General features: G+C 65.9%; 15 protein-coding genes. 9 read left to right on the forward strand and 6 right to left on the reverse strand.

What is annotated here, in order from left to right; genetic code table 11:
• The 4 genes from ACE3QM_RS21005 to zigA form a co-directional block, all read right to left on the reverse strand.
• Window positions 1-1,273, reverse strand: a 1,273-nt coding sequence (locus tag ACE3QM_RS21005; RefSeq protein WP_374424608.1) for a dihydroorotase, incomplete at its 3' end; no start/stop codon positions are given.
• Window positions 1,274-1,834: a carbonate dehydratase gene (locus tag ACE3QM_RS21010; RefSeq protein ID WP_048409814.1), complete on the reverse strand. Its 561-nt coding sequence runs from the start codon at window positions 1,832-1,834 to the stop codon at window positions 1,274-1,276. It lies immediately after the preceding gene.
• Window positions 1,831-2,727, reverse strand: coding sequence for a GTP cyclohydrolase FolE2 (gene folE2 / locus ACE3QM_RS21015; RefSeq protein WP_374424611.1), 897 nt, complete (start codon window positions 2,725-2,727; stop codon window positions 1,831-1,833). The genes ACE3QM_RS21010 and folE2 overlap by 4 nt, the downstream gene beginning before the upstream one ends.
• Complete coding sequence (zigA, locus tag ACE3QM_RS21020; protein ID WP_374424613.1) at window positions 2,724-3,956, reverse strand: zinc metallochaperone GTPase ZigA; 1,233 nt, start codon at window positions 3,954-3,956, stop codon at window positions 2,724-2,726. The genes folE2 and zigA overlap by 4 nt, the downstream gene beginning before the upstream one ends.
• Before the next feature lie 308 nt (window positions 3,957-4,264).
• On the opposite strand from zigA, the gene ACE3QM_RS21025 reads away from it, so the two are divergent.
• The 9 genes from ACE3QM_RS21025 to ACE3QM_RS21065 all read left to right on the forward strand — a co-directional run bounded on the left by ACE3QM_RS21025 (window position 4,265) and on the right by ACE3QM_RS21065 (window position 17,561).
• Window positions 4,265-7,966: a nitrate reductase subunit alpha gene (locus ACE3QM_RS21025; protein ID WP_048409817.1), complete on the forward strand. Its 3,702-nt coding sequence runs from the start codon at window positions 4,265-4,267 to the stop codon at window positions 7,964-7,966.
• Window positions 7,963-9,513, forward strand: a complete 1,551-nt coding sequence (narH, locus tag ACE3QM_RS21030; RefSeq protein WP_048409818.1) for a nitrate reductase subunit beta — start codon at window positions 7,963-7,965, stop codon at window positions 9,511-9,513. The genes ACE3QM_RS21025 and narH overlap by 4 nt, the downstream gene beginning before the upstream one ends.
• 11 nt (window positions 9,514-9,524) lie before the next feature.
• Complete coding sequence (gene narJ / locus ACE3QM_RS21035; protein ID WP_048409819.1) at window positions 9,525-10,166, forward strand: nitrate reductase molybdenum cofactor assembly chaperone; 642 nt, start codon at window positions 9,525-9,527, stop codon at window positions 10,164-10,166.
• 22 nt (window positions 10,167-10,188) lie between these two features.
• Window positions 10,189-10,875 (forward strand): respiratory nitrate reductase subunit gamma, encoded by a 687-nt coding sequence (gene narI, locus ACE3QM_RS21040; protein WP_374424617.1) that lies wholly within the window; start codon window positions 10,189-10,191, stop codon window positions 10,873-10,875.
• 202 nt (window positions 10,876-11,077) lie between these two features.
• On the forward strand, window positions 11,078-11,407 hold the full coding sequence (locus ACE3QM_RS21045) for a glycine zipper domain-containing protein (RefSeq protein ID WP_048409821.1): 330 nt from the start codon (window positions 11,078-11,080) through the stop codon (window positions 11,405-11,407).
• Between the two features lie 143 nt (window positions 11,408-11,550).
• The gene (locus ACE3QM_RS21050; RefSeq protein WP_374424620.1) at window positions 11,551-13,530 is read left to right on the forward strand and encodes a methyl-accepting chemotaxis protein; all 1,980 of its coding nucleotides are present in this window, start codon (window positions 11,551-11,553) and stop codon (window positions 13,528-13,530) included.
• Between the two features lie 227 nt (window positions 13,531-13,757).
• On the forward strand, window positions 13,758-14,732 hold the full coding sequence (gene moaA / locus ACE3QM_RS21055) for a GTP 3',8-cyclase MoaA (protein ID WP_048409823.1): 975 nt from the start codon (window positions 13,758-13,760) through the stop codon (window positions 14,730-14,732).
• 10 nt (window positions 14,733-14,742) lie between these two features.
• Window positions 14,743-16,677, forward strand: coding sequence for a type IV pili methyl-accepting chemotaxis transducer N-terminal domain-containing protein (locus ACE3QM_RS21060; protein WP_374424622.1), 1,935 nt, complete (start codon window positions 14,743-14,745; stop codon window positions 16,675-16,677).
• 215 nt (window positions 16,678-16,892) lie between these two features.
• Window positions 16,893-17,561 (forward strand): response regulator, encoded by a 669-nt coding sequence (locus tag ACE3QM_RS21065; RefSeq protein ID WP_048409855.1) that lies wholly within the window; start codon window positions 16,893-16,895, stop codon window positions 17,559-17,561.
• 204 nt (window positions 17,562-17,765) lie between these two features.
• On the opposite strand, the gene kdpE is transcribed toward ACE3QM_RS21065, so the two are convergent.
• On the reverse strand, window positions 17,766-18,461 hold the full coding sequence (kdpE, locus tag ACE3QM_RS21070) for a two-component system response regulator KdpE (protein WP_048409856.1): 696 nt from the start codon (window positions 18,459-18,461) through the stop codon (window positions 17,766-17,768).
• A 20-nt stretch (window positions 18,462-18,481) separates the two neighbouring features.
• Window positions 18,482-21,172, reverse strand: a complete 2,691-nt coding sequence (locus ACE3QM_RS21075) for a DUF4118 domain-containing protein (protein WP_374424625.1) — start codon at window positions 21,170-21,172, stop codon at window positions 18,482-18,484.
• Window positions 21,173-21,240 lie beyond the last annotated feature (68 nt).

Raw genomic sequence — 21,240 nt, forward strand, 5'->3', positions numbered from 1 at the left:
GTTGGCCGGAAACGATGGTGGCGCTGACCGCGTGGCGGAAGGCCAGATGCGGGAACGGGGTCCAGCCGCAATGGGCCAGCAGGGTGTCGCGGCAGACTGGGCGCGGCGCGGGCAGGCGCTGCACCAGCGTGAGATCGGCCCAATAGCCTTCGCGCAGATAGCCGCGTTCGGCGATGGCGAAGCGGGTGGCCACCGCGTGGCTGGTCTTGTCCACCAGTTGCGGCAGCGTCAGTTCGCCGTCGGCCACCAGTTCCAGCAGCGCCGGCAGCGCGTGCTGTACCAGCGGCAGGCCGGCCGGGGCCTGGGCGTAGGGCTGCTGTTTTTCCTCCCAGGCGTGCGGCGCGTGATCGGTGCCTATCAGATCGATGCGGCCGTCGCGCAGCGCCTGGCGCAGCGCGTCGCGGTCGGCGCGGCTTTTGATCGCCGGATTGCATTTGATCAGGTGGCCCAGGCGGGCGTAGTCGCCGTCGTCCAGCAGCAGGTGGTGGACGCAGGCTTCGGCGGTGATGCGCTTGCCGGCGACGGGGCCGGGCTGGAACAGCTCCAGTTCGCGCGCGCTGCTCAGGTGCAGCACGTGCAGCTGGCTGCCGTGGCGCCGCGCCAGCTCCACCGCCAGCCGGGTGGATTGGTAGCAGGCTTCGGCGTCGCGGATCAGCGGGTGCTGGTTCGGCGGGATGTCGTCGCCGAAGCGCAGCCGCCAGGCGGCTTCGCGTTCGCGGATGCGCGGCGTGTGTTCGCAGTGGGTGAGGATGGGCAGCGGGCAAGCGGCGAACAGCCGTTCCAGCGCGGCCGGGTCGTCCAGCAGCAGGTCGCCGGTGCTGGCGCCCATGAACACTTTGACACCGGCGGCGCGCTTGGGCGGCAGCGCGGCGATCAAGTCCAGATTGTGGCGGGTGGCGCCGAGGTGGAAGCCGTAATTGGCCACCGAGCCGGCGGCGGCGCGGCTTTCCTTGTCCGCCAGCGCGTCCAGGCAGGTGGTGGCCGGCCGGGTGTTGGGCATGTCCATGAAGCTGGTGACGCCGCCGGCCACCGCGGCGCGGGATTCGCTGGCGATGCTGCCCTTGTGCGGCGCACCGGGTTCGCGGAAGTGGACTTGGTCGTCGATCATGCCGGGCAGCAGCCATTGGCCGGCGGCGTCGATGTCGATGTCGCCGGGGCGGCCGGGCAGGCTGGCATCGATGCGGCGGATGCGGCCGTTGCCGACGCGCAGGTCGGCTTCCCACTCGCGGCCGTCGCTGACCAGGCGGGCGTTGCGGATCAGGATGTCGCTCATTCAGAACTCGTTTTGCAGCGCTTTGTAGCCGCGCACCAGTTCGCTGTTGGCGCGCAGCACGTCTTCGGAGAATTCGGCGGCGGACACGCTGGCCTTGGGCAGGCGTGCGGTGTCGCTGGCCGCGCCTATGCGTTCGGTGGAGGCCACGTAGCAGCCGGCCGGCAGTTCGCAGCCGTCCACCACCGCGTTGTGGCGCACCACGCAGCCGTCGCCGACGCGGCAGTTGAACAGCACGCTGTTGAAGCCGACGAAGACGCGTTCGCCCACGGTGCAGGGGCCGTGGATGATGGAGCGGTGGGCGATGGAGGTGTGCGCGCCTATGGCGACGGCGGCGCCGGCCTTGGAGTGGATGACCACGCCGTCCTGGATATTGGAGTGGGGGCCGATGACGATGGCCTCCATCTCGCCGTTGGCGTCCACTTCGTCGGCGCGGATCACCGCGTAGGGGCCGATGAAGACATGGTCGTGGACGATGATCTTGCCGCAGAGGATGGCGGTTTTGTCGACGTAGGCGGATTCGGCGATCACCGGCAGGTGGCCCGAAGGGTTCTTGCGTATCATGCGAGCCCCTCCGGGAGCTGACTTGCCGCCACCGCGTCGTGAGGGTGCAGGCTTTCCTGGTGGCGGACGTCGACCCGGCTCAGGCCGTGGCCGGCCAGCGCCGCCTGCAGCCGGCGCGCGGCGTCTTCCACATACATCAGATTGGCGCCGTTGAGCGCGGCGAAGGCTTGTTCGTCGGCGCGCTTGACCGCGGTTTGTACCGGGGTGGCCAGCGCTTGTTCGGCCAGGTCTATGCGCGCCGCCAGCTCCCAGCCGGCGTCGTCGGCGGGGATGTCGAAGCGCAGCCGCGCCTGGCTGCGCTGGCTGTGTGGGGTGGCCAGGGTGGCGTGTTCCAGCAGCCAGTCGTAAACAGCGTCCGGCGTGGCCGCGCAGGGTTGTTGGAGGAAGGCGTCGGCGATCAGCCGGCGCGCCAGCGCGGCGGAGCAGGGGCAGGTGGAGGAGTAGGCGATTTCCACTTCGGCCCACAGCCGGCAGCCGTCGCCGTCGAGTTCGGCGCCCAGCGCGGCCGGGTAGGCTTTCCAGCCGGACAGGCCCGGCGTGGCCAGCGCCGGGCGTTGGCACAGCAGTTCAAAGCGGAATTCGGCGCGGGCGGCGTCGCTGCCGCAGTCGGCGTGGCTGTCCGCCATCGCCCGCAGCAGCCGGCCGAGGGCGTCCGGGCTCAGCGGCGCGGCGCCGGCGTGAGGCTGCAGCAGCCGGTAGAGCCGGGACATGTGTATGCCCTTGATCGCCGGCCGGGGCAGGTTGACTTGCACGCTGGCGCGGGCGGCGACGCAGCCGAGGGCGGCGTCCGCCAGCCGCAGCGGCAGCGCGATGCCGTCCATGCCCACCCAGCTCAAGGGCAGCAGCGCGGCGGCGGCGCCGCTGCGCGCGATATCGGGAAGCGGGGCGTTCATGCGGCGTCCTCGCCAAGGGTTTCCAGCGGCGGGAACGGGTCCGGCAGCAGCGCCCAGGCGGCCGGGCCGGCGGCCATTTCGGCCTCGTCCAGCAGGCAGGCGTCCAGTTGCCGGCGCAGTTCGGCTTCGTTCATGGCGATGCCGATCAGCACCAGTTCCTGGCGCGCGTCGCCGATGCCGTCCAGCCAGTGGCTTTCGATCTGGCGCAGGCTGTCTTCGTCCTGCGGCCAGTGTTCGCGCGGGGTGGCGGCCCACCATTGGCCGGCCAGCTCGTGGCGGCACACCGCGCCGGCCTGCGACCACAGCTGGGCGTGGGCCGGGCGGCTGGCCAGCCAAAAATAGCCCTTGGAGCGCAGCACGCCCGGCCATTCCCGCTGCGCCAGTTCAAAGAAGCGCTGCGGATGGAAGGGGCGGCGCGCGCGGTAGACGAAGCTGGCGATGCCGTATTCCTCGGTTTCCGGCGTGTGCTCACCGCGCAGCTCGCCGAGCCAGCCGGGGGCGTCGGCGGCGGCGTCGAAGTCGAACAGGCCGGTGTCGAGCACCGCGTCCAGCGGCACTTGGCCGAAGCGGGCTTCGACGATGCGGGCGCGCGGATTGAGTTGGCGCAGGATGCCGGCCAGCCGCTCCTTGTCCGCGGAATCGATCAGATCGGTCTTGTTGAGCACGATCACGTCGCAGAACTCCACTTGTTCGATCAATAGGTCCGCCACCGTGCGTTCATCGGCCTCGCCCAGGGATTCGCCGCGTTGCCGCAGCTGATCGCGCGAGGCGTAGTCACGCAGGAAGTGACAGGCGTCCACCACGGTGACCATGGTGTCCAGCCGCGCGGAGTCGGCCAGGCTGCGGCCCTGCTCGTCGGCGAAGGTGAAGGTTTCCGCCACCGGCATTGGTTCGGCGATGCCGGTGGATTCGATCACCAACTGGTCGAAACGGCCTTCATGCGCCAGCCGCGACACTTCCAGCAGCAGGTCTTCGCGCAGGGTGCAGCAGATGCAGCCATTGCTCATTTCCACCAGTTTTTCCTCGGTGCGCGATAGCGCGGCGCCGCCGTCGCGCACCAGGGCGGCGTCGATATTGACCTCGCTCATATCGTTGACGATCACCGCCACGCGGCGGCCTTCGCGGTTGTTGAGGATGTGGTTGAGCAAGGTGGTCTTGCCGGCGCCGAGGAAGCCGGACAGCACGGTGACCGGCAGTCTGGCGTCGGCGGGGGAGGCGGAGCTTGTCATCGCGAGGGGTCCAATTGAGTGATTGCGCTATGGGGAAGACAGCCGGCCCGGCCGTCGTTTTTGTTATGTTATAACATTTTATTTTTCCGCGACAAGCGCCGGATGCGCGGGACTAGTTCTTTCTGGCTAGTCCTTCTCGCCAAAGTACTAACCGTGACTAGTGCCAATGCGCCGCCACGCGCCAACCTTCGGCGAATGTCGATGCTTGTCGCTAGGTTCTAAGCTTGCAATCAAGTGAAAAGGTCCGTTTCCCCCGGTGGCTGGAGCCACCGATCCGCGCGGCGCGGACCCCGATATTTGGAGGCAAGATGAGTCACTTTCTCGACCGTTTGAATTTCCTGGGCAAGACCCGCTCCACCTTTGCCAATGGTCATGGCGCCGTCGTCAACGAGGATCGCGGTTGGGAAAACGCCTACCGCCAACGCTGGCAGCACGACAAGGTGGTGCGTTCCACCCATGGCGTGAACTGCACCGGCTCCTGTAGCTGGAAGGTGTATGTGAAGAACGGCCTGATCACCTGGGAAACCCAGCAGACCGATTACCCGCGCACCCGGCCGGACCTGCCCAATCACGAACCGCGCGGCTGCCCGCGCGGCGCGTCCTACAGCTGGTACGTCTACTCCGCCCAGCGCGTCAAATACCCGATGATCCGCGGCCGGCTGGCCAAATTGTGGCGCGAGGCGCGCCAGACCCTGAGCCCGGTGGAAGCCTGGGAGCAGATCAGCCAGACGCCGGAATTGGCCAAGCAGTACAAGTCCAAGCGCGGCCAGGGCGGTTTCGTGCGCGCCAGCTGGGAAGAGGCCAATGAGATCGTGGCCGCCGCCAACGCCTTCACCATCAAGAAGTTCGGCCCGGACCGCGTGGTGGGCTTCTCGCCGATTCCGGCGATGTCCATGGTGTCCTACGCCGCCGGCAGCCGCTACCTCAGCCTGATCGGTGGCGTGCCGCTGTCCTTCTACGACTGGTATTGCGACTTGCCGCCGGCCAGCCCGCAGACTTGGGGCGAACAGACCGACGTGGCCGAGTCCGCCGACTGGTACAACTCCACCTATCTGATGGTGTGGGGCTCCAATGTGCCGATGACCCGCACCCCGGACGCCCACTTCTACACCGAGGTGCGCTACAAGGGCACCAAGACGGTGGCGGTGTCCAGCGACTTTGGCGAAATGGCCAAGTTCGGCGACATCTGGATGGCGCCCAAGCAGGGCACCGACGCCGCGCTGGCGATGGCGATGGGCCATGTGATCTTCAAGGAATTCCACCTCGATAATCCATCCGGCTACTTCACCGACTACATCCGCCGCTATACCGACATGCCGATGCTGGTGGCGCTGAAGCAAGACGGCGAGCGTTACATTCCGGACTACTTCCTGCGCGCCTCCCATCTGGCAGACAGCCTGGGCGAAGACAACAATCCGGACTGGAAAACCCTGCTGATCGACGAGGCCAGCGGCGACATCGTCGCGCCCAACGGTTCCATCGGCTTCCGCTGGGGCCAGGCCGAGGGCAAGACCGGCAAGTGGAACCTGGAGCAGAAGGACGGCGCCAGCGGCCGTGAAGTGTCCGGCAAGCTGTCGCTGATCAAAGAAAGCGACGCGGTGGTGGGCGTTGGCTTCCCTTACTTCGGCGCCGAGCACGATGAACTGCTGACCCGCAATGTGCCGGCCAAGCGCATCCGCCTGGCCGACGGCAGCGAAACCCTGGTGGCCACGGTATTCGACCTGATGGCGGCCAACTACGGCATAGACCGCGGCCTGGGCGGCGGCAATGTCGCCGTCGACTACATGGACGACGTGCCCTATACCCCGGCCTGGCAGCAAAAGCACACCGGCGTGAAGCCGGAACTGGTGATCCAGGTGGCGCGCGAGTTCGCGCAGAACGCGGACCAGACCCAAGGCAAGTCCATGGTCATCGTCGGCGCGGCGCTGAACCACTGGTACCACATGGACATGACCTACCGCGGCATCATCAATATGCTGATGCTGTGCGGCTGTATCGGTCAGTCCGGCGGCGGCTGGTGCCACTACGTGGGCCAGGAAAAACTGCGCCCGCAAACCGGCTGGGCGCCGCTGGCCTTCGCCGGCGACTGGAACCGCCCGGCGCGGCAGATGAACGGCACCAGCTTCTTCTATGCGCATACCAGCCAGTGGCGGCATGAAAAACTGGGCGTGGGCGAAATCCTGGCGCCCACCGCCGACGGCCGCATGGCCGGCATGGCGCTGATCGACTACAACGCCAAGGCCGAGCGCATGGGCTGGCTGCCGTCCGCGCCGCAGCTGTCCGCCAACCCGCTGGAGGTGACCCGCGCCGCGGCCGCCGCCGGCCAGGACGCCGCCGCCTACGTGGTGGACGGCCTCAAGTCCGGCAAGCTGGACCTGGCCTGCAACGACCCGGACAACCCGCAGAACTTCCCGCGCAATATGTTCGTGTGGCGTTCCAACATCCTGGGCAGCTCCGGCAAGGGCCACGAATACTTCCTCAAATACCTGTTGGGCACCCAGAACGCGGTGCTGAATTCGGAAGACGATTGCATCAAGCCGACCGAAATCACCGTGCGCCCGGCGGCGGAAGGCAAGCTGGACCTGCTGGTGGTGCTGGACTTCCGCATGTCCACCACCTGCTTGTACGGCGATATCGTGCTGCCCACCGCCACCTGGTACGAGAAGGACGACCTCAACACCTCGGACATGCACCCCTTCATCCACCCGCTGTCCGAAGCGGTGCAGCCCTTGTGGCAGTCGCGCACCGACTGGGAGATCTACAAGGGCTTCGCCAAGAAGCTGTCCGAGATCGGCAAGGACTACCTGGGCGTGCAAAAGGACTTGGTGCTGACCCCGCTGATGCACGACACCCCGGAAGAACTGGGCCAGCCCTTCGATCCCAAGGACTGGAAAAAAGGCGAGTGCGAGCCGGTGCCGGGCAAGACCATGCCCAAGATGACGGTGGTGGAGCGCGACTACGGCGCGATCTACGACAAGTTCACCACCATCGGCCCCTTGCTGGAAAAAGCCGGCAACGGCGGCAAGGGCATCAACTGGAAAACCGGCCATGAAGTGGACATCCTGCGCGGCCTGAACCAGGTGGCGAGCCAGGGTGCCGGCAAGGGCCAGCCCAAGCTGGAAACCGCTATCGACGCCGCCGAGATGATTCTGACGCTGGCGCCGGAAACCAACGGCCACGTGGCGGTGAAGGCCTGGGACGCGCTGTCCAAGATCACCGGCCGCGACCACACCCATCTGGCCAAGCCGCGCGAGCATGACAGCATCCGCTTCCGCGACGTGCAGGCGCAGCCGCGCAAGATCATTTCCTCGCCCACCTGGTCCGGCCTGGAAAGCGAAGAAGTCAGCTACAACGCCGGCTACACCAATGTGCACGAGCTGATCCCTTGGAGAACCATCACCGGCCGTCAGCAGTTCTACCAGGATCACCAATGGATGCGCGCCTTCGGCGAAGGCCTGTGCGTGTACAAGCCGGCGGTGGATCTGAAAACCACCCAGGCGGTGCTGGGCAAGCGCGGCAACGGCAATCACGAGCTGGTGCTGAACTTCCTGACCCCGCACCAGAAGTGGGGCATCCACAGCACCTATTCCGACAATCTGCGCATGCTGACCCTGAGCCGTGGCGGCCCGCACGTGTGGCTGTCCGAGGATGACGCCAAGAAGGCCGGCATCGTGGACAACGACTGGATCGAGGTGTTCAACGTCAATGGCACGCTGACCGCCCGCGCGGTGGTATCGCAGCGGGTGCCTCAGGGCATGACGCTGATGTACCACGCTCAGGAGAAGATCGTGAACGTGCCGGGCGCGGAAGTGTCCGGCAAGCGCGGCGGCATCCACAACTCGGTGACCCGCGCGGTGACCAAGCCCACCCACATGATTGGCGGTTACGCGCAACTGTCCTGGGGTTTCAATTACTACGGCACCGTGGGCGCCAACCGCGACGAATTCGTGGTGGTGCGCAAGATGAACAAGGTGGACTGGATGGATAGTCCGGCAGGAGATAAAGAATGAAAATCCGCGCTCAAATCGGCATGGTGCTGAACCTGGACAAGTGCATCGGCTGCCACACTTGTTCGGTCACCTGCAAGAACGTCTGGACCAGCCGCGACGGCGTCGAATACGCCTGGTTCAATAATGTGGAAACCAAGCCCGGCATCGGTTACCCCAAGGAATGGGAGAACCAGGAAAAATGGAAGGGCGGCTGGGTGCGCAAGCCCAACGGCAAGCTGGAGCCGCGTCAGGGCGGACGGCTGAAAATCCTGGGCAATATCTTCGCCAACCCCAATATGCCGGCGATAGACGATTACTACGAGCCGTTCACCTACGATTACGAACACCTGCAGAACGCGCCGGAAATGCAGACTCCGCCCACCGCGCGGCCGGTGTCGGTGCTGACCGGCAAGAAGATGGACAAGATCGAATGGGGTCCGAACTGGGAAGACGATCTGGGCGGCGAATTCTCCAAGCGCAGCAAGGACGCCTTGTTTGAAGGCATCCAGAAGGAAATGTACTCGGCCTTCGAGAACACCTTCATGATGTATCTGCCGCGCCTGTGCGAACACTGCCTGAACCCGGCCTGCGTCGCTTCCTGTCCGTCCGGCTCCATCTATAAGCGCGAAGACGACGGCATCGTGCTGATCGATCAGGACAAATGCCGCGGCTGGCGCATGTGCGTGTCCGGCTGCCCGTACAAGAAGATTTATTACAACTGGACCTCCGGCAAGGCCGAGAAGTGCACCTTCTGCTACCCGCGCATTGAGGGCGGCCAGCCGACGGTGTGCTCGGAAACCTGCGTCGGCCGCATCCGCTACCTGGGCGTGCTCTTGTACGACGCCGACAAGATAGACGAAGCCGCCGCGGTGGAAGACCCGAAGAGCCTGTACGAGGCGCAGCTGGGCGTGTTCCTGGACCCGAACGCGCCGGAGGTGATCGCCGAGGCGCAGAAGCAGGGCATTCCACAAAGCTGGATCGACGCCGCGCAGCGCTCCCCGGTCTACAAGATGGCGATGGAGTGGAAAGTGGCTTTCCCGCTGCACCCGGAATACCGGACCCTGCCGATGGTGTGGTACATCCCGCCGCTGTCGCCGATCCAGTCCGCGATGGAAAACGGCCTGATCGGCGAGAACGGCATCATTCCGGACGTCAAGGATTTGCGCATCCCCATCCAGTACCTGGCCAATCTGTTGACCGCGGGCAAGGAAGAGCCGGTGGTGAAGGCGCTGGAAACCATGGTGGCGATGCGGCGCTATATGCGCAAGAAGAGCGTGGAGAAGGTGTCGGACGCCGCCACTCTCAAGGGCACGCATCTGAACCCGGCCCAGGTGGAAGAGATGTACCAGGTGATGGCCATCGCCAATTACGAAGACCGCTTCGTGATTCCGTCCAGCCACAAGGAATTGGTGGAAAACACCTTCGAGGACAAGGCGTCCTGCGGCTTCACCTTCGGCAACGGCTGCTCCGGCGGCGAGTCCGAGGCCAGCCTGTTCGGCAAGAAGAAGGCGACCCCCATCGTGTTCCACGACATGCGGCGCGACCGCAAGTCCAATTCCGGTCAGTGAAGGAGAACGCCATGCGCATCTATCAGGCAATGTCGGCGCTACTGTGCTACCCGGAGCCGGAACTGCTCGCGGCGGCGGACGACATCCGCGCCGAAGTGGCGGCCGAGCCGCGCGTCGCCCGGCTGCTGGAACCGCTGCTGCTGTCGCTGGAGGGCGAGGATCTGATCACCTTGCAAGAACGCTATGTGCAGACCTTCGACCGCAATCCCAGCCACTCGCTGCACCTGTTCGAGCATATCCACGGCGAGGACCGCGCCCGCGGCCAGGCCATGGTGGACCTGCTGGCCGAGTACCAGGCCCAGGGTTTCGAGCCGGCTGCGAACGAGCTGCCGGACTACCTGCCGCTGTTCCTGGAGTTCCTGGGGCAGTGCCAGCCGGAGGAGGCCACCCGCCTGCTTTCCGACGCGGTGCATGTGATCGCCCACGTCGCCGCCAAGCTGGCCGACAGCCATTCCCACTACGCCGGCGTGTTGCAGGGGCTGGTGCTGCTGTCGCCGGTGGCGCCGGAAGCGCTGACCGTGCCGCCGGTGCGCGACATGGACGAGATGCTGGAGACCTTCGGCCCCGGCGCGGACGGCGTGGAGCCGCTGCTGAAGCCGGCGCGGCCGGCCATCGCCCCGGTGAATTTTTACCCGCAGCGGCCGCAGGGCTGAATCCCGCTGCCAGGAGAGCAACATGAACTATCTGCACCAATTCGTATTCGGCATCTATCCCTACATCGCGCTGGCGGTGTTCCTGCTGGGCAGCCTGATCCGCTTCGACCGCGAGCAGTACAGCTGGAAGAGCGAATCCTCGCAGCTGCTGTATCGCGGCCAGTTGCGGCTGGGCAACATCCTGTTCCACCTCGGCATCATCGGTCTGTTCTTCGGCCATCTGGTGGGCCTGCTGACCCCGCTGGCGGTCTGGGACGCGCTGGGCGTCAGCCACAGCTTCAAGCAAGTGTTCGCGATGACGGCCGGCGGCATCATGGGCGGCCTGTGCCTGATCGGCATCCTGATCCTGCTGCACCGTCGCTTTACCTGTGACCGGCTGGCGGCCAACACCACCTGGCGCGACAAGCTGGTGTTGCTGTGGATTCTGGCCACCTTGCTGCTGGGCCTCAGCACCATTGCGGTGTCGGCGCAGCATCTGGACGGCCACGAGATGGTGTTGCTGATGAGCTGGGCCCAGCACATCGTCACCCTGCGCGGCGACGCGGCCATCTTCATCGTCGAGGCCTCGCCGGTGTTCAAGGCGCACCTGTTCATGGGCATGAGCTTGTTCGTGATCTTCCCGTTCACCCGCCTGGTGCACGTGTGGAGCGGCTTCGGCGCGGTGAGCTATCTGGGCCGGGCCTGGCAGCTGGTGCGGCCGCGGGGCTGATCCCGCAGGATCGTTAAGGTTCGAATGAAAAATGGCGGAGCGCCTTGGGGTGCTCCGCCATTTTTCATGCCGTCCGGCTACATATAAATTCGAGAAGTTGTGTAGTACTAACAAGAGCGAACAATCCCTAACAATTCGATACAGCCGGCTGTCAACCAAACGGTTAATCTGGGCCATCTGTTCAAATTCGGGAGTTAGCCGCATGAAACGCGCACTTGTCATCATTTCGCTGAGCCTGGCCGGCCTGGCCTCCACCGCCCTGGCGGATACTTCCACCATCGTCGGCGGCGCGCTGGGCGGCGCGGCCGGCGCGGCGGTGGGCGAGGCGGTGGGCGGCCGCAACGGCGCCATCATCGGCGGCGCGGTGGGCGGCGCTTCCGGCGCGGCCATAGGCCACGACTACGGCAAGCCGGCGGCGTCGGAACGCCGCGACGACGACGGCCGCCGCTATCGCAAGCATCGTCACCACCGCCATCACCGCGACAAGGGCTATTTCTGCCCGCCGGGCCAGGCCAAGAAAGGCCGTTGCTGAGCCGCCGCGGCTGTCCAGCCGGCCATTGGCATTAAACCTATCGCAGTATTCAGCATGAACCGGGCTTGATCTATATTGATGGGTGTTGGTTTCCATTGTCATGGAAAATCAAGAGAAACAGTCGATAGAGATCGGAGCCCGCCATGCTGTCCAGGCTATCCCTCGCCAGCAAGCTGCTATTGCTGCTGCTGCCTTTTTCCGCCGCCCTGATCGGCCTCGCCTCGGTGCTGGCCGTTGATCGCTTCCAGACCCTGTCTGAGTTGCAACGCTCGGATCGCCTGATCCAGGTGGCGGCGCGTTCCAGCCAGTTGATCCATGATTTGCAGACCGAGCGCGGCCTTAGCAACGGCTTTCTCAGCGGCCACGCCGCCAGCCTGCCGCCGCCCTTGCAACAGGCGCGCGCGGTCAGCGACAAGGACCTGGCCGCCTTCCGCGACGAGGCGGCCAATCATGCCGCCAGCAGCCTGGCCGGCGATCTGTCCGCCCTGAGCGGACAGTTGGACGGCCTGGCGCCATTGCGCGCCGACGTGGAGAAACGCGCGACGCCGGCGGCCGAGGCTTTCACCGCCTATTCCGGCCGCATCGACGCCTTGATCGGCCTGATCGCCAAGCTGGCACAGGCCAATAGCGACGGCGATCTGCTGCGCAGCACCGCGGCCTTGCTGAGCCTGCAATGCGAGAAGGAGTTCGCCGGCCGCGAGCGCGGCTACGTCAACGGCGTGCTCAGCAGCGGCGCCTTCGACCAGAAAAGCTTCGGCCAGGCCGCGGGCCTGAACGCCAAGCAAGCCGCCTGCGCCGGCCAGCTGCGGCTGATGGCGGATGACGCCCTGCGCGGCCGCGTCGACGCGATGGAAGGCGGCGAGGAGGCCAGGGCGGTGCAGGCGCTGCGTGAGAAGCTGTTGAGCCAGCCGCTGGGCCAGCCGGCCGGCGTGACGCCGGAGCAATGGTTCCAGGCGGCGAGCAAGCGCATCGGCGCCTTGAAGACGCTGCAGGATCAATTGCTGGACGATCTGGCGCGCCAGGTCGCCGCCAAGGTGTCCCAGGCGCGCACCGATCTATGGGTGACGCTGGGCGGCTCCGCGCTGGTGATCCTGTTGTTGGGCGGCCTGGGCTTCGCCATCTACCGCGGCATCCATGGACCGGTGCGGCGGCTGGAACTGCTGATGACCTCGATGAGCCGGGATTTTGATCTGCGTCCGCGCGCCGGCATCCAGGGGCAGGACGAGATCGCGCGCATGGGCAAGGCCTTCGATCACCTGGTGGAAGCCTTCGCCAAGACGCTGAATCAGGTCAATGGCAATGCGCATTCCCTGGTGGACGCGGCCAATGCGATGCTGGGCATCTCTCACCGCGCGGCCAAGGCATCGGAGGCGCAAAGCCAGTCGGCGGCCGGCATCGCCGCCGCGGTGGAGGAGATGAGCGCGGGCATAGAGTCGGTCAGCGCCAATACCCGGCTGTCGCTGAACGTGGCGCAGCAGATGCAGAGCAGTGTCAGCGACGGCCGCGAACGCATGCGCAGCACCACCCAGGCGATGAACCAGACCTCATCGGTGCTGGGCGACGCCGGCGGCCGGATCGAGGCCCTGCAGCAGAAGTCCGAGGACATCCGCTCCATCATCACCGCCATCCGCGAAATCGCCGACCAGACCAATCTCTTGGCCTTGAACGCGGCGATCGAGGCCGCGCGCGCCGGGGAGATGGGCCGCGGCTTCGCGGTGGTGGCCGACGAAGTGCGCAAGCTGGCCGAACGCACCGGCAAGGAGACGCTGGACATCACGTCCTTGATCGAAGACATCCGCGGCGAGACTCAGACCGCCGCCCATCATATGCAGGAGGCGCGGCAGCGCATGGAGTCCGGCCTGGAACTGGTGGGCCAGACCGTGCACGATCTGGATGAAATCCACGACGAGGCCAGCGAGGCGGCCGCCAAGAGCCAGGGCACCGCGGCGGCGATGGCGCAGCAGACCGCGGCCAGCGGCGAGGTGGCCAACAATATCAGCGTGATCGCGTCCCTGGCCGAGGAAAACTCCGGCCTGGTGCAGGAGGTGGCGGACTTGTCCGACCGGCTCAACGCCTCCGCCGGTCAGTTGGTGGAGTTGGTGGATAAGTTCAAGCACGTCTAATAGCTGCGCTGGCCCACCCTGGTGAGCGCGGCTCCACCCGGCTCCCAGGCTTCAATTCAGCCGACTGGCCCCTAGTTACAAGTGACTAGGGGCCAGCGTGCTTTGGTTGGACTGCGAATTGTTGGTCTAGCTAGTAAAATGGAATCTGGAAATATCTCAGATTGGCGGCGACAGCCGGGCCACTTGGTTGCGACTAAGCGGTATCATTGGCTGCCATGGAGGAACTCATGCTTACCGACCGCTTCGGGCGCTCCATCGAATATCTGCGTCTGTCCGTGACCGACCGCTGCGACCTGCGTTGCAATTACTGCCTGCCCAAAGGCTTCAAAGGCTTCGAAGAACCGGCCAACTGGCTGACTTTCGACGAAATCGAACGCGTGGTGGCGGCTTTCGCGCGCCTGGGCACGCGGCGTTTGCGGCTGACCGGCGGCGAACCGCTGCTGCGCCGCAATCTGCCGGAACTGGCGGCGCGCCTGTCCGCGCTACCCGGCCTCAACGATCTGTCGCTGACCAGCAACGCCACCCAGCTGGCGCGCCACGCCCAGGCGCTGCGCGCCGCCGGGGTCAGCCGCGTCAATGTCAGCCTGGACTCCTTGCGCCGCGACTGCGTGCACGACATCACCGGCAGCGACAGCCTGCCGCGGGTGATGGAAGGCCTGATGGCGGCCAAGGACGCCGGCTTTTCTCCGATCAAGATCAATATGGTGGCGATGAAGGACGTCAACGACGCCGATATCGGCGCCATGGTCGCCTTCTGTATCGAGCATGGCTTCGTGCTGCGGCTGATCGAAGCCATGCCGATGGGCGATACCGGCCGCGCCGCCAACTACCTGGACCTGCAGCCGGTGCTGCGCCAGCTGCAAACCGAGTTCAAGCTGGTGGAACAGGCGGCCACGCTGGGCGGCGGCCCGGCCCGCTACTGGAAAACCCAGGACGGCGGCTTCTCGCTGGGCCTGATTACCCCCATTTCCCAACACTTCTGCGCCACCTGCAACCGGGTGCGGCTATCGGTGGACGGCACCTTGTACATGTGTCTGGGCCAGGAAGAAAGTTTCGAACTGCGCCCGCTACTGCGCGCCGGCATTTCCGACGCCGAGCTGGAAGCGGCGATCCGCGGGGCGATAGAACTGAAACCGGAGCGTCATGAATTCAGCGAAAAGCCGCAAAAGCTGGTGCGATTCATGTCGATGACCGGTGGCTAGGGCCGCGGCGATGCGGCTGAACGTCTCGCCGGTGTTGGGCGGCCCGCTGGGCCAGCGGCTCAGCGCCAAGATCGTGGGCGTGCTGGCGGCCTTTCTGGTGGTGGCGCTGGGTTCCATCGGCGCCACGCTGTGGCTGTCCTGGCAGCAGGAAGGCGGCGCGGCGGCGATCAACGACGCCGGCAGTCTGCGCATGCGGGTTACCCGCATGGCGCTGGATCTGCAGCTCAGCGGCCAGGACGGCGCGCGTGCGGACGCGCTGCGCCGCGACATGGCCAGTTATGAGCAGATCTTGCAACGGCTGCGCCGCGGCGATCCGGCGCGCCCGTTGCTGGTGCCGCGCGAGGCCGACATCCAGCAGGCGCTGGCCCAGGTGGAAGAGCAGTGGCGCGCGCAACTGAAACCGGTACTGCAGGACGCGTTGACGCGGCCCGCCGACAATACCGCGGAGGCCGCCCGTTTCGCCGAGCGCGTGGCGCTCTACGTGGCGGACATCAACACCTTCGTCAGCGGCATGGAGGCCTATAACGCGCGCAATACCGATTATCTGCGCCTGCTGCAGCTCTTGCTCGCCAGCATGGCGGTGGTCGGCACCGTCGCGCTGATCTATCTGATGCTGCTGATCGTGCTGCGGCCGCTGGACAAGCTGCACCAGGGCATACGCCGGCTGGCGGCCGGCGATTACAGCGTGCGGGTGCCGGTGGAGACCGACGACGAGTTCGGCCAGGTCAGCACCGGCTTCAATCTGATGGCCGAATGCCTGTCCGAATCGCTGGCCACGCTGGAAGAGCGGGTGCGCAGCAAGACCGCCAGCCTGCAGCAGAAAAACCAGGAATTGGCGCTGCTGTACGAAATCACCTCCTTCTGCAATCAGTCCCAGCCGCTGGAAGCCTTGTGCAAGGGTTTCCTTGCCCGGGTGATGCGCGCCTTCGACGCCGATGGCGGCGCGGTGCGCTTGACCGATCACGGCCAGGGACTGGTATTCGTGGTGGCCGACGACGGCCTGCCGGAAGCGCTGCTGCGCGAGGAACATTGCCTGAAGGTGGGCGACTGCCTGTGCGGCGAAGCCGCCGCCATGGCCGAGAGCCGGGTGGAGAATATGGGCGGCCGCGCGGACAAGCAATGCAGCCGCGAAGGCTTCCGCGTGGTCAGCGCCTTTCCGGTGGCGACGCAGAACCGCACCTTGGGCATTTTCAATCTGCACTTCCGCCAGGCGCGCATCCTGCCGCCGCAGCAGGTGCGGCAGCTGGAGATGCTGGGCCAGCATCTGGCGGTGGCGATCGAGAACCTGCGGCTGGCGGCCAAGGAGCGCGAACTGGCGGTGCTGGAGGAGCGCAACCTGGTGGCGCAGGGCCTGCACGACAGCATCGCCCAGGGCTTGTCCTTCCTGAATCTGCAAACCCAGATCATGCGCCAGGCGCTGGACAGCGGCGATCCTGGCCTGGTGGACGACACCCTGGCCTTGTTCGAGGCCGGCGTCCAGGAAAGCTACGACGATGTGCGCGAGCTGCTCAACAACTTCCGCTCCAAGCTGTCGGAAAGCCTGGGCCAGGCGGTGAGCAGCCTGCTGGACAAATTCCGCAAGCAGACCAAGCTGCGGGTGGAACTGCGCTCCACCGGCGCCGGCGCGCCATTGCGGCCGGAGCAGCAGTTGCAGATCCTGTTCATCCTACAAGAGGCGCTGTCCAATGTGCGCAAGCACGCCGAGGCCAGCCAGGTCACGGTCAGCCTCAGCGACGACGGCGAGGTGTTCGTGCTCAGCGTGCTGGACAACGGCGTCGGTTTCGACCTGGACACGGTGCGCAACAAGGGCGACGGCCATTTCGGCCTATCCATCATGCAGGAGCGCGCGCAACGCGCCGGCCTGCAGCTGGATATCGAATCCACGCCGGACGCCGGCACCATGGTCAGCCTGTTGCTGCCGCGCGCGCGGCGCCTGGCGGCCTGAGAACCTGTTCAAAGTCCGCTGCGTTTCTTGAGGCGTGGCATGGTGAGTAGCGCTGCGAGATGCTCATTACCCCTTGCCGCATTCCGCTTGCCCGGCGGCTCGGCCTGGTCGCGCGCCAGCTCGCCGGACTTGGAACAAGTCCAGAGAAACTGGCGCGCGGTGAGGACAACTCTCATACTGTCCATATCTGAATTTAAAAACCTCTGGACTTGAAGATGTCTGAACAGAGCATACGCATTCTGCTGGTGGACGATCACACCTTGTTCCGCAGTGGAATCAAGGCCTTATTGGCGCGCCAGGCCGGCTTCGACGTGGTCGGCGAGGCAGCGGACGGCGCCGAGGGCGTCAAGCTGGCCAGGCAGCTGGACCCGGACGTGGTGTTGCTGGACCTGAACATGCCGGGCATTTCCGGCGTGGAAGCGCTGACGCTGATGCTGCAGGATCAAGCCAAGCGGGCGGTGGTGATGCTGACCGTGTCCGAGGAGGCCGACGATCTGACCGCGGCCTTGAAGGCTGGCGCGCGAGGCTATCTATTGAAAAACATCGACGCCGACTTCCTGACCCAGGCGGTGGCGCGCGCCGCCGCCGGTGAATCGGTGATGAGCGATTCGATGACCGCCAAACTGATGGCCCAGTTCCGCCACGGCGCGGCGGCACCGGTGGAACCGGCGGAGCAGGAGCTGGACCGGCTGACCCCGCGCGAGCGTGAAATCCTCGGTTTCCTGGCCCAGGGCAAGAGCAATAAGGAAATCGCGCGCAGCCTGGATCTGGCGGAGAGCACGGTCAAGATCCATGTGCAGAACATTCTGAAGAAGCTCAGCCTCAGCAGCCGGGTGCAGGCGGCGGTGTTCGCGGTGGAGAACGGGGTGGGGCGCAGCGCGTGAGCGGCTGCGCGCGGCCCTGGCTCCCTGGAGTAAGAACAGCTTCTGAGAAGCTGTTTACGATCTGCTGCACTGCGTGGAGCCTTACACGATGAGTACGTCTTCAAAATGCTCATGTACCGTATGTACACTCCGCTTTTTCAGCCGTTTTCGCCTTGTCTCGCCCTTGCATGCGAGATCGTAAACAGGCTCTAAGCGGCGATGCGCTCAGCCCTCCACCAGCCGATAGCCGACTCCGGTCTCGGTCAGGATGTGGCGCGGCATCGCCGGATTGTCTTCCAGCTTCTGCCGCAGGTGGCCCATATAGACGCGCAGATACTGGTTGTGCTCCGAGAACGACGGTCCCCACACCGCCAGCAGCAGCTCGCGATGGGTGATCACCTTGCCGGCGTTGCGGATCAAGGTGGACAGCAGCCGGTATTCTATCGGCGTCAGGTGCACCGCCGTCTCCGCCTTGGCCACCTGGCGGTTGACCAGGTCCACCTTGATGTCGCCGAACTGGAACAGCTGCTGCGCGGCTGCGCTGCCGTGGGTGCGGCGGCGCAGCAGCACGCGGACGCGCGCCAAGCATTCGGCCACGCCGAAGGGCTTGGTCAGATAGTCGTCGGCGCCGGCGTCCAGCGCCGCCACTTTCTCGGTTTCCTGAGTGCGCGCGGACAAGACCAGGATGGGCAGGTCGGTCCATTCGCGCAGCTGCTTGATGGTGTCCTGGCCGTTCATGTCCGGCAGGCCCAGGTCCAGGATCACCAGATCCGGCTTGCGGGTGGCCACTTCGATCAGGCCTTGCTTGCCGGTTTCCGCCTCGTGGACGGTCAGGCCTTCTTCTTCCAGCGCCGCGCTCAGAAAGCGGCGTATCGGTTTTTCGTCTTCGATGACGACGATGCTGATCGGTGCGTCTTGCATGGTCATGGGTTTCTTTGGGGTTAGGGCGTTTCTTCCGTCGGCAGCGCCGGTGCGTGCCCGGCCGGCAGGCTGAAGCGGAATTCCGCGCCGTGCGGCGCGCGGTTGCGCGCGCTGATGCGGCCGCCGTGGATTTCCACGATGGAGCGGCAGATCGCCAGCCCCAGGCCCACGCCGGGGGTGCTGGATTCCGCCGCGCCGCGCGAGAATTTATCGAAGGCGCGCTGTTCCATATTGGGCGGCAGGCCGGGGCCGTCATCGCTGACCGATACCAGCACCTCGGCGTCTTCGCGCCAGGCCGCCAGCGTGATATGGCTGCCCGGCGGCGTGTATTTGCCGGCGTTTTCCAATAGGTTGACCAGCACCCGCTCCAGCAGCACAGCGTCGTATTCCAGCACCGGCAGGTCCGGCGCCAGCTCCAGCCTCAGTTCCCGGCCGCGCAGGCCGCGCTCGGCGGCGCGCAGCGCGCTGCCCACCACCTCGTCCAGCATCTGCCATTCCTTGTTCAGCTTGACGCCGGATTGCAGCCGCGCCATGTCCAGCAGATTGGTCACCAGCTTGTTCATGCGCAAGGCTTCGTCCTGGATGGCGGCGGCGATCTCGGCGCGCTGGCCGTCGTCCATGCTGGACGAGCACAGCCGCTCGGACAGGCCGGCCATGGTGGTCAGCGGCGTGCGCAAGTCATGGGACACCACCGACAGCACGCTGTTGCGCAGCCGTTCGGATTCCATCGCCACGATGGCGTCCTGCGCCACTTCCACGTAATGCACGCGCTCCAGCGCCAGTGCGATCTGGGCGGCGCAGGTTTCCAGCAAGCGCTGCTGTTCCGGCAGGAAGGCCTGGTCGGTGACCTCGGGCAAGAGCGCGATCACGCCGCGATTGCGCATCGGCGCGCGCAGCGGCACATAAAGCGCGGGGTTGGCGGGCAGGGTATTGGTGCCTAGGCCGGCCGGCTGCTGGTGGTCGTAAACCCATTGCGCGACGCCGACGTCGGCGTAGCCGTGCTCTTCTCCGGCCAGGCGCACCTCGTCGCCGCTATTGGGCAGGAACAGGCTGACTTTGGCGCTGAACAGCGGCTCCAGCCGGCCGACGGCGGTGTCGACGATCTGGGCGGCGGTCAGCGCGCCGGCCAGTTCGCGGCCCAGATCGTACAGCGCGCGGGTGCGGCGTTCGCGATAGGTGGAGATATTGGCTTCGAAGCGCAGGCGGGCGGTGAGCTGGCTGATGATGGCGGCCACCAGCAACATCACCACGAAGGTCATCAGGTATTGGGTGTCGGACACCGCGAACGACATATGCGGCGGCACGAAGAAGAAATCGAAGGAGGCCACCGACAGCAGTGAGGCCAGCATGCCGGGGCCGCGGCCGTAGCGCACCGACACCAGCACCACCACCAGCAGGTAGATCATGATGTCGTTGGCCAGCGCCACATGGGGAATCAGCAGGCCGGCCAGCGCCGTGGTCAGCAGGCAGGCGACGAAGGCGGCGAGGTAGCCGAAGCGCGAGCGCGGGTGTTCATGGTCTTCGAACAGCAGGCTGCCGCCGGTTTTGGCATCGGCGCTGGCGGCATCTTCCTGCTCGTGGGCCACCACGTACAGGTCGACATCGCTGGAACGGCGGCTCAGCTCGCTGGCCAGCGAGCGGCGCCACAGCCGCGACCAGCCGCCGCGCGCGGATTTGCCCAGCACCAGCTTGGACGCATTGCGGCTGCGGGCATAGGCCAGCAGCGTGGGCGCCAGTTCGCTGCCGCCCAGCACCGTGGTTTCCGCGCCCAGCTCCTGCGCCAGTTTCAGGCCCTTGAGCACGCGCGCGCGTTGCTCTTCGGACAGCTTGCGCTGCTGCGGCGTTTCCACGTAAACGGCGATCCAGTCAGCGTCCAGGCTGGCGGCCAGGCGTTTGGCGCTGCGGATCAGTTTATCGATGCCGGCGCTGGCGCCGACGCAGACCAGCAGCCGTTCGCGCGCGTGCCATACCGGGTTGATGGACTGATCGGCGCGGTAGGCGCGCATCTGCGCGTCGACGCGGTCGGCGGTGCGGCGCAGCGCCAGTTCGCGCAGCGCCAGCAGATTGCCCTTGCGGAAGAAATTTTTCACCGCGCGCTCGGCCTGCTGCGGCAGATAGACCTTGCCGGCGGCCAGCCGGCCCAGCAGTTCGTCCGGCGGCAGGTCCACCAGCGCCACTTCGTCGGCGCGGTCGAACACATGGTCGGGCAGGGTTTCGCGCACCACGATGCCGGTGATCTGGCCGACCACGTCGTTCAGGCTTTCCAGGTGCTGGACATTGAGCGAGGTGTAGACGTCGATGCCGGCGGCCAGCAGTTCTTCCACGTCCTGCCAACGCTTGGGATGGCGCGAGCCGGGCGCGTTGGAGTGGGCGAACTCGTCCATCAGGATCAGCTGCGGCCGGCGTTCCAGCGCCGCGTCCAGGTCGAACTCCGACAGCTCGTGGCCCTTGTAGGCGATCCGCCGCGGCGGCAGCACGTCCAGATCGGCCAGCTGCTCCTGCGTTTCCTTGCGGCCATGGGTTTCCACCACGCCCACCAGCACCGTCGCGCCATCCTGGCGCTTGGCGCGGGCCGCGGCCAGCATGGCGTAGGTTTTGCCGACGCCGGCGCAGGCGCCGAAGAAAATCTTCAACCGGCCGCGCTGGGCGTCCAGTTCTTCGCGTTTGAGCTCATCGAGCAGGGCGTCCGGATCGGGACGGGAATCGGTCATATGCGAGCTTTGTTTAGAACCTGTTTACGATCTGCTGCGCGTCGGCGGGATGGATAGAAATGGGCGTT

The sequence above is a fragment of the Chromobacterium sp. genome (assembly GCF_041912965.1).
Lineage (GTDB): Bacteria > Pseudomonadota > Gammaproteobacteria > Burkholderiales > Chromobacteriaceae > Chromobacterium > Chromobacterium aquaticum.

Coding starts and splice junctions, on each gene's coding strand:
- ACE3QM_RS21010 (WP_048409814.1), bottom strand. CDS start 1,834: ATGATACGCAAGAACCCTTCGGGCCACCTGCCGGTGATCGCCGAATCC.
- folE2 (WP_374424611.1), bottom strand. CDS start 2,727: ATGAACGCCCCGCTTCCCGATATCGCGCGCAGCGGCGCCGCCGCCGCG.
- zigA (WP_374424613.1), bottom strand. CDS start 3,956: ATGACAAGCTCCGCCTCCCCCGCCGACGCCAGACTGCCGGTCACCGTG.
- ACE3QM_RS21025 (WP_048409817.1), top strand. CDS start 4,265: ATGAGTCACTTTCTCGACCGTTTGAATTTCCTGGGCAAGACCCGCTCC.
- narH (WP_048409818.1), top strand. CDS start 7,963: ATGAAAATCCGCGCTCAAATCGGCATGGTGCTGAACCTGGACAAGTGC.
- narJ (WP_048409819.1), top strand. CDS start 9,525: ATGCGCATCTATCAGGCAATGTCGGCGCTACTGTGCTACCCGGAGCCG.
- narI (WP_374424617.1), top strand. CDS start 10,189: ATGAACTATCTGCACCAATTCGTATTCGGCATCTATCCCTACATCGCG.
- ACE3QM_RS21045 (WP_048409821.1), top strand. CDS start 11,078: ATGAAACGCGCACTTGTCATCATTTCGCTGAGCCTGGCCGGCCTGGCC.
- ACE3QM_RS21050 (WP_374424620.1), top strand. CDS start 11,551: ATGCTGTCCAGGCTATCCCTCGCCAGCAAGCTGCTATTGCTGCTGCTG.
- moaA (WP_048409823.1), top strand. CDS start 13,758: ATGCTTACCGACCGCTTCGGGCGCTCCATCGAATATCTGCGTCTGTCC.
- ACE3QM_RS21060 (WP_374424622.1), top strand. CDS start 14,743: ATGCGGCTGAACGTCTCGCCGGTGTTGGGCGGCCCGCTGGGCCAGCGG.
- ACE3QM_RS21065 (WP_048409855.1), top strand. CDS start 16,893: ATGTCTGAACAGAGCATACGCATTCTGCTGGTGGACGATCACACCTTG.
- kdpE (WP_048409856.1), bottom strand. CDS start 18,461: ATGCAAGACGCACCGATCAGCATCGTCGTCATCGAAGACGAAAAACCG.
- ACE3QM_RS21075 (WP_374424625.1), bottom strand. CDS start 21,172: ATGACCGATTCCCGTCCCGATCCGGACGCCCTGCTCGATGAGCTCAAA.